Consider the following 12,539-nt stretch of genomic DNA (forward strand, 5'->3'; position numbering starts at 1 on the left):
TTTCAATCAAATTCATTTGCTACGACTTCCAAGGCACGCTCAATAACCACATGCATGTCATAGTATTTATAGTCTGCTAGGCGCCCACAGAAGATAACCTTGTCATTTTTAGCGGCTTCTTCTTGGTACTTGGCAAACATAGCGTTGTTCTTTTCATCATTGATTGGATAATAGGGTTCGTCCCCCCGTTTCCAATCAGCTGGGTACTCACGGGTAATCACCGTCTTCGGTTGGGTTCCATACTCGAAGTGCTTGTGCTCAATGATCCGAGTATAAGGAATCTCACGCTCGGTATAGTTGACTACAGCATTCCCTTGATGGTTTTCCTCATCCAAGGTCTCATGCTCGAACCGAAGGCTGCGGTATTCCAACTCCCCATGTTTGTAATCGAAGTACTGGTCAATCATCCCTGTAAAGACTACTTTTTCCGCTGACGCTTCCAGCTCTTCACGATTGGCGAAGAAATCAACCCCAAGTTCTACTTCTACATCACCCAACATGTTTTCAATGATGACATTGTAACCACCGATTGGAATCCCTTGGTAACGGTCGTTAAAGTAATTATTATCAAAGGTCAAACGAACCGGAAGACGTTTGATGATAAATGGAGGCAGGTCTGTTGCAGAACGTCCCCATTGCTTCTCCGTATATCCCTTGATCAATTTTTCATAGATATCTGGACCAATCAACTTGATGGCCTGTTCTTCCAGGTTTTTCGGTTCAACATCCTTCATATCAGCCGTTTGCTGGGCAATCTTGTCCTTGACTTCTTGTGGTGTCTTTGTTCCCCACATAGCGTAGAAGGTATTCATGTTGAAGGGAAGATTGTAGAGGTTCCCCTTGTAGTTAGCCACCGGTGAGTTGATATAGTTGTTAAACTCAGCGAACTGATTGACATAGTCCCAAACTTTTTTGTTGGACGTATGGAAAATGTGGGCACCGTACTTGTGGACATTGATGCCCTCAACATTTTCACAGTAGATATTTCCACCAATGTGGTCCCGTTTATCAATGACTTTTACTTTTTTGCCACGCTTGGTTGCCTCATGAGCAAAAATTGCCCCTGATAAACCAGCACCAACAATTAGATAATCGTACATAGTTGTCTCCCTTTTAATAGATAGTCATCAGTGTTTAACTTAACATGCCTTTGACTGATACAAATAACATGTCCAGTAATTGTATTCTTATACTTTAGGTGAGTTCTCCAACCACTCCTGATACAAATACTAACTATATGATAGCTCACCGACTGTTTCCGATGGACTATCATCAATCGTGTTTCGAGTGAAGAGGATAAACATAAAAATATTATAAGAAGGTACAAACCAAAAGGCTTCAATCATACAGTTGACGGTGATTAAAGATAGAATAGCAACGTAAAGATATCTCCCCTTCTTATACTCATCCCTAGATACTACAATATAAATCAAAACGAGGGCGAATACCGGAACAATACCATAAGTGAAGAGCATTTGGACATAAGAGGAATCAACGTAGTTGTAGCTGAGGACTGACTCTGTGCTCCCCCCTGAACCAATAAATTGAACCCCTCTAGTTCCAAACCAATTTAGTTCATATAAATTAAAGGCATTTTTCCCTAAGGCTAATCGCCCTGTAATCAATTGATTGATTTTTACATAGAAAGGCGAAGTCCAGGAGAAGTGATAAGTCAGATAGAGGATGAGAGAAGAAAAGATCGCAGCTGAGTATGGCATGAGGGCATAGAGTCCAATTTTCTTTTCCTTGGTCAGATAGAAGAAAACAAAAATTAAGGTTCCCACCAACAATGAATAGGCGTTCATCCGAGCATCACAAAACTTAATGAGAAAGACGGCCAAGAAGAATCCAACAAAGGTCCGTAGCCAGATATAGCGATTCTTCAATAGATAAGATATCGCTACGAAAAGATAAAAACAATGCGAAGCAAAATCCGTAGGATAGATAAAGCCAAAAGAATTCCGAATAACGCCTCCCCGACTATATTGCAAGTTCGGAATGACTTTTAAAAGAGATAAGAAGAAGACTGATACAAGAATACTTCCACCAACAAAGATATAGGTCCGTAAAACAACCTTCCTATCTGCACTTATTAACAAGGACATCAATAAGGAATAGACTAAAAAATTGAGTCTCCCAGTTTTCATATATACGAGGGCACCAATTGATAGTAAGGCTAATGAAAATAGCAAATACGTATAAGAAACATGAATCTTGTTCCAAAATCGCAATGCCAATAGCAAGACTACTAACAAAAGAGTGCTTGCATTCATGTGAAAAATCCCTTTATTCAACATCGTTGTTGAAAGGGTATTAAAGAATATGACGATAGCTACGACAACACTAACGAGGAGGTCGTCAAATTTCATTTTTAACATATTGATAATACATTGATAAAAAACATGAAACCAAGAATCACCAAAGTCAGACCGGTCTACTTTTGAAAACTCAAGCACCCATCTTACTATGTGTATCCAAGCTCAGCATGAATCTTTTATCTTTCCTTTCTCGGCCTCTCTTTTCATAGTTACCATTATTTCGTCTAACAAGTACTTCTTCCATCTTTATGGATGAGTCTTGCTTTATGCACGTTTCGTAAATTGCTGTTTTAACTCTTTCACATTCACCACCTTGAAGAGCAAAATCAAGGTTCCATAGATGATCCCACCTAGTCCGGCATACAGAACGACATTCAGAGTCGGCGAAAAATGGACAATGGATTTGACTAGTAGTAATAGACCATACATCAGGCCTGAAGCGAGCACAATCTTCATCATTGAGCCCATAATCGGCACTTCTTTGAGATACGTTCGTGTGAAGTAGAGTTGAATCCCCCATACCAAAGCTTCTGTCAACACTGACACAATGGCAGCTCCAATAAAGCCCAGTTTTGGTAGGAAGATTAGGTTCAATCCGACACTGATAATGGCAGGAACAGTTGTCGAAATCATAAATTCTTTATTTTTATTATGAGGGATTAGAATTTGAATCCCCATGATATTGGTCCATCCGATAAAGAACATTCTAAAAATCATGATGGCAATGGCATAACGTGCATCCTGGAAATCCTTCCCTAGGAAGAACTGAACAAAGTCATCATTGACAATTAGCATGCCGGCAATAATCGGGAAAATGACCAAATTATAAATCAAAAAGGACATTTGGTGCATCTTAATGACCGCCTTATGGTCCCCCGAGGATAAAAGGCTCGATACCCGAGGCAACATGACGCTCCCCAGTGAGGTCACCAAGGTTAACAAAATATTGACCAATTTTAAGGCCTGGTCATAGATCCCCACATCCATCTTAGATGCGAGAGCCCCCAGCATGGTTCGGTCTAAAGTGACATACAAGGAAATGGCAATCTGCGGTAAAAAGAGCAGAATAACCGGTTTTAAATGCACCCGTGCATAAGCCAAATCAAAATGGGGTTTCCCAATAAATTCACGAGCGGGTAGCCACATACTGAGCTGACCTAAGAGCTCAAAGATCGTTAGTAAGAATACATAGAGATAAAGATCATTGGCAGATCTGACAAACAAGAAGATGGAGATGACTCCAACCAGTTTGACCGTGATATTCCGAATCGTAATCTTGCGGAAGTCCTCTAACCCCTGAAAGAGCCAGGAAATATCGAGCCCTTTTGATACTAAGCTAAGTCCTAAGATATAGGCCACAGGATTTTGCATAGAAGACAGGGTTACACATAAAAGAACATAGAGGCTAAGGGATAAAACCGTAGCCCCCAACTGGAGGGTATAAATCCCCCAGAAATTCTTTTGGATGTCTTTTCGGTGTCCTGAGATCTCCTTGGTGCCATAATTGGCCACTCCCAAGGTCGCTAAAAGAATAAAGTAGGTGACAATGGAGTTGAAATAACCATAAGTCCCTAAGTCATTTGAACTAAAAACCCGTGTTACATAAGGGGTGGTGATAATCGGCAAGATAATCACCAGTAACTGGTAGGAGAGATTATAGGCGTAATTTTTTAGCACTTTCATGATTGTCTATATTCCCCACTTAAAGACTGTTTTAAACGGCGTAACTAGATCCGTCGCAAAAGCACGATGAATGTCTGAAATAGCTTGAACTTCTCCGTCAACATGGATGATATTCTTTAAGCGACTTTGGACCCGACGATTCGCCAGCATTTCTACAGCCTGCTCGAAATCTTCACGACCTGAGCGAGAAGACCCAACAAGGGTCAAGCCCTTTTCAAGAACATCTCTTGTATTGACCGCGACCCGGTTATCACTAACTCCCATCAGCATCACGGTTCCTTGAGGCTTGATGTGATCAATAATGTCATTGATAGCTGGTTCACTTCCTTGACCGCCAGTACATTCAAAAGCATGATCAAAACGTTGGTCTTCTGTCAACTCGCTGGTTAAAATTGCCTGATGGATAAAATTAAACAATTGCAGTTTATCACTATTGCGCCCTACGACTGTAATTTTCAAATCTGGGTAAAGATAGTGTAAAGAAGTCGCAACTACATAAGAGAGACTTCCATCACCTAAAATTAAAACAGATTCTCTTCGTTGGTGGGCAATGAGGTCAAAGCGATGAATGGCATGCATGGCAACACTACTAAACTCCGCTAAGGCTGTGACAGGGCCCCGAACTTCCTCTGGATAAGCCACTACACGATCCAGTGGCAAGGCAACCACTTCCTGCATGAAGCCATTAAAGCCACTAGACAAGAAGTGCGTTCCCTCTAAATAATTTTCAAAGAAGACACCTTCTGTTTGATGGGGAGGCTGGTTGGGAACCATGGCTACAATCTGTCCTGGTTGATAGGTCCCTGTAGGATCCGCTACCACGATACCAGACGATTCATGGATAAGGGCCATGGGCAACTTCTTTTTGAGCACCTTAGGATCCCGCTTCCCTTGGTAGTAACGTTGATCCGCGTGACAAATAGCCATGTAATAGGGGCGAATCAACACCTTGTCTCCACGGCTCATGTCTTCTTCTTGGTATTTGATGGTGATATTTTTCGGCTGGGTCAGCTGAAAGATTTGGTTCAACATATTAATTGTCCTCAATCATACCGCGTGCAATTTTCAAATCTGTAATCGTCGTAATTTTAATATTGGAATATTCCCCTTTAGCCAGGGCAACTTTTTCCCCATTGATGACAAAGATCTTGCAGGCATCCGTCAAGACTTCTTTCTGCTGGTCACTCAAATCATGATACAAGGCGAGGAAATCTTTCATTTTAAAGGTCTGAGGGGTTTGACCCTGATAGAGGTATTGCCGCTCTGGGATATCCGTGATAAAGGTATTATCCAAGCTTTGAACAATAGTATCGGTCGCTTCAACGACTGTATCTACAACAGCATGGCTCTTGGCCAATTCAATATTTTCTTGAATGGTCTTTAGGCTGACAAAGGGACGAACCGAATCATGTGTAACAATAATATCCTCATCTGTTAAAGGCTGCACCTTATCGATAGCCTTGATGATATTTTCGATGGTAGAGTTTCTGTCACTTCCTCCCTCTACAACCAAGATCCGTTCCTTATAAGAAGCCAAGTATTTGTCTACTAGATCTTCCGTATAAGTCACCCAGTCCGGATGAATTCCCAATACAATTTTCTGAATTTCATGAACTAATAAGAACTTCTCAACGGTATGGATTAAAATAGGACGTCCCCCCAAATCCAAAAATTGTTTGGGCATATCCGTAATCCCCATCCGTGAGCCAGTTCCACCTGCTAAAATCCCAGCATAAATCATCCTAAACCTCCTGTTTTTGTATCTTTTCCTTCCCTAGAATATAGCCATTGGCGATCTAGCCTAATTTTGCTCTCACCTTTTGATACAACTGAGGAGAAAGGAGCAAAAGAAGGTATTTGAGTTTATTTTTTCTTGTAATATGTGAATTGACTAGAATATCTTTCCAATAGCGACGATATTCTTTGCGAATCTTGTTGACTTGGTCATACATTTGAGAACCTAATAAGGCATGGACCACATGCAAGCCATTAAAGACATAGCGTGTATTGACTGCTTTTTTCATTTCCTGATCATCAGGATAGTCTCGATCAACATAGGCTCTGTTCCATTCCATAGCCTTATAAAAATCCAAAAGGCGATCGCTATACTTCGAATTAACGATACTACCCGCTCTTCGATAGTATTTATAGAGATTGAGGTCGCTAATAGCAATCTCCTTGCAAGTAGCAATATGTTCATACGCAATGGCTAAGTCTTCATAAATCATTCCTTCAGGGTAGGGATATTGAAGTAGAATCTCTTTCTTATAGAGTTTCCCCCCCGAATGAGTCCCTACATGGCGACCATAGAACATCTCTTTGAGAGCTGTATGACGATCCAATTTTCTTGGACTCTTTTCATTTATGTCACCCGAAAAATCTTTGTCCTCATGATTTCTAACTTCAATGACCGGAGTCGATACAAAATCAACATTATACTGTTCTTTCAATCCCATCAAATATTCAACGGTCCTGCGATCATAGTAATCATCTGAATCTAGAAACATTATCCAATGAGCTGTTGCAGCTCTTACACCCGTATTTCGAGCATTAGAAAGTCCACCATTCTCAATATGCAATACTCGAATACGGTCATCTTCCTGGGCATACTGGTCACAAATTTCTCCTGAACGATCGGTTGATCCATCATCGACCAGGATGATTTCAATATTTGAATAGGTCTGTTGTCTAAGACTACCGACACTATACTGTAAATACTCCTCGACATTATAGACCGGTACGACAATCGAAACCTTTTCCATTATGCTAATCCCTTCATGATAATTTCTACAATCCGTTGACAAGCCGTTCCATCCCCATAGGGATTGCTTGCCCGGCTCATCTTCTTGTATTCGTCTTGGTCTTCCAGAAGGAGCTTAAAGTTGCGATAGATGGCTTCTTCTTCTGTTCCGACCAATTTCAGAGTCCCTGCGGCCACACCTTCTGGACGTTCAGTTGTATCGCGCATGACAAGGACCGGCTTCCCTAAAGAAGGCGCTTCTTCTTGGACGCCACCTGAGTCCGTCAAAATCATATAGCTTTGGTTCATGAAATTATGAAAATCAATCACTTCCAGTGGCTCAATGATTTTCATTCGTTCATTCTCTCCAAAAATCTTGCTGGCCAATTCTCTGACCTTTGGATTTTTGTGAATGGGATAGACCACCTTCACATCTTCAAACTCTTCCAAAATCCGGTTGACCGCACGGAACATGTGTTCCATGGGTTTCCCAAGATTTTCGCGACGATGGGCCGTCAACATGATGAGTTTACTTCCTTTCGCCCATCCTAAAATAGGATGATCATAGTCTTCTTTCACCGTTGTCTTTAAGGCATCAATTACTGTATTTCCCGTAATGAAGATATTGGTACGTCCTTCTTTTTCTAGGTTCGCTTTTGAAACCTGGGTCGGAGCAAAGTTGTAGTCTGCCACAATAGACGTAACCTGACGATTAAACTCCTCGGGATAAGGACTTTGAAGGTTGTAAGTCCGTAAACCTGCTTCCACATGACCCACTTTGATACCCATATAAAAGGCCGCCAAAGCTGTCGCAAAGGTGGTAGTGGTATCCCCATGGACGAGGACAATATCAGGCTTCTCCTTCTCCAAGACCGGTTGGATTTTCTCTAAGATTGATGTCGTAATGGTAAACAAGGTTTGGTTAGCCTTCATGATACCAAGATCATAATCTGGAGTAACCTGAAAGACCTCCAAGACCTGTTCTAACATTTCCTTGTGTTGTCCTGTTACACAGACCACTGTCTCAATCGTATTGTGCTGCTTGAGTTCATTCACCAAAGGACACATTTTAATGGCTTCTGGACGCGTCCCAAAAACCAACAGTACTTTTTTCATTTTGAACCCTTTCTCAACGATTGGTAAAAGTGTCGATAGTTGTCTAAGAAGATAGAATAGCTAAACTTGGTATCATAATCCCTCTTTGCTTGAGCAGCCAAAGAGGCTCTTCTCTCAGGATTCCCTGCTAAGTCTTTAATTGCTTGAGCCAAGGCTTGCGGATTCTCAGCTGGGACGAGGATCCCATTCTCAGAGTTGACTACTTCATTCACACCTGGAATATCTGTTGCAATCATCGTTTTACCGTTCATAAAGGCCTCGATTGCGACCAATCCAAATCCTTCAAAGACTGATGGAAGAACACAAAAATCAAAGCTATTGATACACTCTACTATGTCACTCCGGTAGCCTAAAAAATGAATTCTCTTTTCAAGCGCCAACTCTTTTGTTTGTTTTATCAAATCATTTCTCAATTCTCCGTTACCAATAATGAATAGGGAGACGTTTGGCTTTGTCACTAGTGACATGGCTTCGATTAGATAAGTTAAGCCTTTTTGTTCCGATAAGCGAGCTATACAACCTACTTTGATACCGTCACACTTAGTAATGTCATTTACTGTATGATCACTGTGTTGCATTTTCACTCCATTATAAATCACAACAGAGTTTTTTGACTTTACGTCATTAAGGATATTTTCCTGGACAGCTTGACTAACAGCAACCGTTCGAGCCTTTCCTAGGGCAAATTTATAAAGTGGCAATTTGTCCTTAAAAACATTATGGGCTGTGTAGACATGAAGCAATTTCGGATGACGCAATTGCAATAAACGAATATAGAAAGCAGCCATTCGATGATGGGTGTGAACAATATTGATCTGCTGGTCTTTTATAATTTTAGATAGGCTAGAAAGAATAGCAAGTACAGTGGATGGATTCTTACTATCGACATCCAAAATCTGATGATGCTGTATCCCATTTTCTGCCAACTTTTCTTCCCACAATCCACCAGTCGAAGCGACATGAACCTGGTCAAATTCATCCTTGAGGTCTGTCGCCAACTGATAGACAATTCGCTCCGCCCCACCGATGTCCATGGTCCGAGAAATATGAAGAATATTATTTTTTTGCTTTCCGTTTTTCATGTACTACTCTCTTAATAAAAGTCGCATTTCCTACAAAATAGCGCTTGAAGAGCCGTTTGGGTTCATTGGCCACACGGAACAACCATTCCAGATTGGCCTTTTGCATCCACATAGGCGCCCGCTTGATATGGCCTGAGAGGACATCAAAGCTTCCTCCTACTCCCATAAAGACAGAGTTTACGCCATTGTCCATAAACTTCTGGATCAAGTACTCCTTTTTAGGAGAGGTGATGCCAACAAAGACAAAGTCAGGATTCTTCTCACGAATATCCTCTTGAATAGCCTCCTCCTCTTCAGCAGAGAAATAGCCATTGCGATGACCCACTACTCGGAGATTCGGATAATCCTTTTTAAAGTTAGCCAGCATATCGCTCAAGACTTCTTCTTTTGCACCGAAGAAGTAGACAGAGTAGCCTTTTTCATTGGCCAAATGGAGCAATTCCTGCATCAAATCAATGCCTGCCACGCGCTCTGGCACAGAATAGCCCAAATAGCGCGCAGCGAGAACAACAGAAGCACCGTCTGCATTGATGATTTCAGACTCATTGACAATCTTCTTGATGGCCTCATCTGTCGCACACTGATTGAGCTTATCTGCGTTGACCCCCATCAAATGGAGCGGTTTTTTATCTAGGACAAACTGTTCTGTAGCAGCAACGGTTTCAGCCATTGTTAAAGGGTCAATCCTGACCCCCATCATTGTAAAACTTTTCAAACTTATTCTCCCCAAGTGGATTCAAAGTGACCTTTTTGCTCTGATTTTTCAGGCAGCTTCATATAATTGCCATAGATCTTTGTCAGATATGCATCCGGATCGGCATGACCACTGATTTTAATAGTTTCAAAATCAAGGAGTTGTGGCTCCCCGAATACTTCTTTGTAGGCCAATTCTCTCTCGCGATAGGATCCTAAGACATTCCCCACGAGATCACTTGTCTCAAAGTCATATTTTTTGATCGTATTTTGTAACTTCTGATTGATTTTTTCAGTATTTAGTAACTTGTCTAGGTGAAGGACCTTAGAGACCTTCACAATTGTATTTTCAAAGAAACCTCGGTCGCGATTATGCAGGCGATTAATAACAGATATTTTTGAAAGGGCACGATAATACTTAATTTTATTGGTGTGTAAGAAATAGTGGAAACCATCTGATGGATAACCATCTAAAGGAAACACATCGATAAAAGGACTACACACAACCCCACCAAATTCAATTTGAAGGGAAGTATCCATGATGGATGTGTTACCCAAATTATCATCATGGATTCTTAGGATGACATGATCTGGCAATTCCTTTTCGCAAATTTCCAGGAATTTTTCATAATCTTTTCTAGGCATTCCCAAATCCATATCATCATCCCAGGGAATAAATCCTTTGTGACGAATAGCTCCTAATAAAGTCCCACCTAAAGCATAATAGCGAAGATTGTACTTAGAACAAATCTCAATATACTTTTCTAATAAGGACAACTCTCCTAATTGAATCTGTCTTACTTTACTCATTCTTACTTCGCTCCATCTCGTTTAAACACAACTTTGATCGTTTTCAGCAAGATTTTAATATCTGACCAGATCGTCCAGCCATCAATATAAGATATATCTAAGCGAACGACTTCATCAAAGTCTGTAATTTCGCTACGACCACTCACCTGCCAAAGCCCTGTAATACCAGGCTTAAAACTCAAGCGACGTTTTTGTTCTGGAGTGTATTTCTCATACTCATCCACTGTTGGCGGACGGGTTCCAACCAGACTCATATCTCCCTTTAGAACATTGAAGAATTGTGGTAACTCATCTAGACTGGTCTTGCGGATAAAGCGCCCAATCGGCGTAATCCGAGGGTCATTATCCATTTTAAACATGCCACCGGTCATGGTGTTTTGATCCAACAATTCTTTTTTCCGCTCCTCTGCATCGACATACATCGAACGGAATTTATAAAATTTGAAATAGCGCCCATTTTTCCCGACTCGTTTCTGGACAAAAATAGCAGGACCTCCATCCTTGCGAATCAAAGGTACCAATACAATCGCTACCAAACCACAGATAACCAAGCCTACCAAGGAGCCACAGATATCGATCACACGTTTCGCGGTCACGTGGCTAGGTTTGTAGAAGTTAGTCGAGAAAGTGACGACATTGAGCCCAGCCACTTCTCGAATCCGTTTGTTGCCAGCAAAGTTCAAATCAAAAGCATTGAGGTTAACGGTGACGTCAATCCCCATAGTCTCAAATTGTGAGACATACTCACCAATGTCATACTCTTCACTTGGAAGATTGAGAAAGACTTCGTCTACCACTTCATAGGTCGCAAAGGTTAACAGGTCTTCCTTCGGAACAACCCGAACAGTTGGGTGTTGAAAGTTTGGGCGGTCCAATACTGTGACAGCTATTACTTCTCCACCGCTATCATTTGACGAAAGAAGCCGATCCAGAACTTTATCCAAACGAGAATTTGCCGTAATCAAGAGAATCTTGTGACTTCCTTTAAGGCTGTAATAGAAGCGTCGCCAATAGCGTTTGATGAGGTAGTTCATCAAATAAAGGACAAGAGTATGACTAACCAAAAAGTAAATCATCCCCCGACGAGAAAGGGAGAACTTCTCCTCCAAAAAGAAGCTCGAAAAACTGATGGCGAGCGCGAAACACAAGCTATATTTCAAAGTTTGTAAGAAATCAACTAGATGGCCCCGCTTGAAATAATCTTGGTTGTAATCGCTGACGTAGAAAGCTACGTAATGCAATAAATATAGATAGAAAATTGTATTAGAGTGGATTTCTGTCTCTGTCACAAAACTAAACACATAAGCCACAACTAAGACTGGTAAACTTTGAACAAAGGCCAAAGCAAATTTGTGAAATCCCCTTCCTTCTGTCATAATATCCCTATCCTATTCCTTATCTTTTTTTCCCATAATTGCCATAGTTCCCGTAATTACCATAGGAACCATATTTCTCTAATTGAATATCAAATTTATTAAGGACCACTCCTAGGAAAGGTGTCCCCGTCTGCTCCAGTTGCTCTTTGGCCTTCTGCACAGCCTTGCGACTCACAGCTCCTGCCGCCGTCACAATCAAGCTACCATCACAGCGTTGAGCAATAATCGCTGCATCAATCACCATCCCAATTGGTGGGGTGTCTACGATGATGTAGTCATAATGATTGCGAAGCGCCTCAACGATGACCTCGAAATTTTTACTTTGCAAGAGACCTGTCGGGTTTGGAGAAATCTGACCTGACAAGAGAACGTCCAGTTTTGGATAGTCTGTTGTCGCAATCGCTTGGGAAATCTCAGTTTTCCCAGAAAGTACTTCTGTCAATCCAGAGACACGACCTTGGCTCTTGAAGACACCTGTCATGACCGAGTTACGGATATCCGCATCAATCAACAAGGTACGATAGCCCGCACGCGCAAAGGCTGTCGCCAAATTCGTAGAGATGGTTGATTTTCCTTCGTTTGGTTGTACAGATGAGATGGCAACGACCTTAATATTGGTCCCACTCAACTGAATATTGGTACTCAAGGCATTAAAATACTCTTCAGCCTGAGTCATCGCTGTTAATTTGCTTTTTACAATTTCTAAGGTTGCCATGAATTC

At 41.4% G+C, this 12,539-nt stretch carries 12 protein-coding genes; all 12 read right to left on the reverse strand.

The features are described from left to right. Positions 1–2 precede the first annotated feature (2 nt). Positions 3–1,100: a UDP-galactopyranose mutase gene (gene glf, locus DW738_RS07330; RefSeq protein ID WP_123160699.1), complete on the reverse strand. Its 1,098-nt coding sequence runs from the start codon at positions 1,098–1,100 to the stop codon at positions 3–5. Positions 1,101–1,229: 129 nt separating this feature from the next. Then, on the reverse strand, positions 1,230–2,378 hold the full coding sequence (locus DW738_RS07335) for a polysaccharide polymerase (RefSeq protein ID WP_123160765.1): 1,149 nt from the start codon (positions 2,376–2,378) through the stop codon (positions 1,230–1,232). Between the two features lie 204 nt (positions 2,379–2,582). Next, complete coding sequence (locus DW738_RS07340) at positions 2,583–4,001, reverse strand: flippase (RefSeq protein WP_123160700.1); 1,419 nt, start codon at positions 3,999–4,001, stop codon at positions 2,583–2,585. A 6-nt stretch (positions 4,002–4,007) separates the two neighbouring features. Further along, positions 4,008–5,033, reverse strand: a complete 1,026-nt coding sequence (locus DW738_RS07345; RefSeq protein WP_123160701.1) for a zinc-binding dehydrogenase — start codon at positions 5,031–5,033, stop codon at positions 4,008–4,010. 1 nt (position 5,034) lies between these two features. Then, positions 5,035–5,742, reverse strand: coding sequence for a 2-C-methyl-D-erythritol 4-phosphate cytidylyltransferase (locus DW738_RS07350; RefSeq protein WP_118396286.1), 708 nt, complete (start codon positions 5,740–5,742; stop codon positions 5,035–5,037). 55 nt (positions 5,743–5,797) lie between these two features. After that, the gene (locus DW738_RS07355) at positions 5,798–6,763 is read right to left on the reverse strand and encodes a glycosyltransferase family 2 protein (RefSeq protein WP_123160702.1); all 966 of its coding nucleotides are present in this window, start codon (positions 6,761–6,763) and stop codon (positions 5,798–5,800) included. Continuing rightward, positions 6,763–7,857 carry a UDP-N-acetylglucosamine 2-epimerase (non-hydrolyzing) gene (wecB, locus tag DW738_RS07360; RefSeq protein WP_123160703.1) on the reverse strand — a complete coding sequence of 365 codons (1,095 nt, stop codon included), beginning with the start codon at positions 7,855–7,857 and terminating at the stop codon, positions 6,763–6,765. The genes DW738_RS07355 and wecB overlap by 1 nt, the downstream gene beginning before the upstream one ends. Continuing rightward, positions 7,854–8,939, reverse strand: a complete 1,086-nt coding sequence (locus tag DW738_RS07365; protein WP_123160704.1) for a glycosyltransferase family 4 protein — start codon at positions 8,937–8,939, stop codon at positions 7,854–7,856. The genes wecB and DW738_RS07365 overlap by 4 nt, the downstream gene beginning before the upstream one ends. Continuing rightward, entirely contained in the window at positions 8,914–9,636 is a 723-nt protein-coding gene (locus DW738_RS07370) for a WecB/TagA/CpsF family glycosyltransferase (RefSeq protein ID WP_195348423.1), read from the reverse strand. Before DW738_RS07370 ends, DW738_RS07365 begins: the two co-directional genes overlap by 26 nt. Before the next feature lie 20 nt (positions 9,637–9,656). Continuing rightward, on the reverse strand, positions 9,657–10,442 hold the full coding sequence (locus DW738_RS07375) for a LicD family protein (protein WP_123160706.1): 786 nt from the start codon (positions 10,440–10,442) through the stop codon (positions 9,657–9,659). Positions 10,443–10,444: 2 nt separating this feature from the next. Beyond that, positions 10,445–11,818 carry a sugar transferase gene (locus DW738_RS07380; RefSeq protein WP_023027372.1) on the reverse strand — a complete coding sequence of 458 codons (1,374 nt, stop codon included), beginning with the start codon at positions 11,816–11,818 and terminating at the stop codon, positions 10,445–10,447. A gap of 19 nt (positions 11,819–11,837) precedes the next feature. Next, positions 11,838–12,533: a tyrosine-protein kinase gene (locus DW738_RS07385; RefSeq protein ID WP_023024691.1), complete on the reverse strand. Its 696-nt coding sequence runs from the start codon at positions 12,531–12,533 to the stop codon at positions 11,838–11,840. Positions 12,534–12,539: the final 6 nt, after the last annotated feature.

It is taken from the genome of Streptococcus sp. AM28-20 (assembly GCF_003603595.1).
GTDB lineage: Bacteria > Bacillota > Bacilli > Lactobacillales > Streptococcaceae > Streptococcus > Streptococcus ilei.

What these genes read in the sequence shown, in the direction of transcription:
- glf (WP_123160699.1), bottom strand. Translation starts at nt 1,100, where the DNA reads ATGTACGATTATCTAATTGTTGGTGCTGGTTTATCAGGGGCAATTTTT.
- DW738_RS07335 (WP_123160765.1), bottom strand. Translation starts at nt 2,378, where the DNA reads ATGTTAAAAATGAAATTTGACGACCTCCTCGTTAGTGTTGTCGTAGCT.
- DW738_RS07340 (WP_123160700.1), bottom strand. Translation starts at nt 4,001, where the DNA reads ATGAAAGTGCTAAAAAATTACGCCTATAATCTCTCCTACCAGTTACTG.
- DW738_RS07345 (WP_123160701.1), bottom strand. Translation starts at nt 5,033, where the DNA reads ATGTTGAACCAAATCTTTCAGCTGACCCAGCCGAAAAATATCACCATC.
- DW738_RS07350 (WP_118396286.1), bottom strand. Translation starts at nt 5,742, where the DNA reads ATGATTTATGCTGGGATTTTAGCAGGTGGAACTGGCTCACGGATGGGG.
- DW738_RS07355 (WP_123160702.1), bottom strand. Translation starts at nt 6,763, where the DNA reads ATGGAAAAGGTTTCGATTGTCGTACCGGTCTATAATGTCGAGGAGTAT.
- wecB (WP_123160703.1), bottom strand. Translation starts at nt 7,857, where the DNA reads ATGAAAAAAGTACTGTTGGTTTTTGGGACGCGTCCAGAAGCCATTAAA.
- DW738_RS07365 (WP_123160704.1), bottom strand. Translation starts at nt 8,939, where the DNA reads ATGAAAAACGGAAAGCAAAAAAATAATATTCTTCATATTTCTCGGACC.
- DW738_RS07370 (WP_195348423.1), bottom strand. Translation starts at nt 9,636, where the DNA reads ATGGGGGTCAGGATTGACCCTTTAACAATGGCTGAAACCGTTGCTGCT.
- DW738_RS07375 (WP_123160706.1), bottom strand. Translation starts at nt 10,442, where the DNA reads ATGAGTAAAGTAAGACAGATTCAATTAGGAGAGTTGTCCTTATTAGAA.
- DW738_RS07380 (WP_023027372.1), bottom strand. Translation starts at nt 11,818, where the DNA reads ATGACAGAAGGAAGGGGATTTCACAAATTTGCTTTGGCCTTTGTTCAA.
- DW738_RS07385 (WP_023024691.1), bottom strand. Translation starts at nt 12,533, where the DNA reads ATGGCAACCTTAGAAATTGTAAAAAGCAAATTAACAGCGATGACTCAG.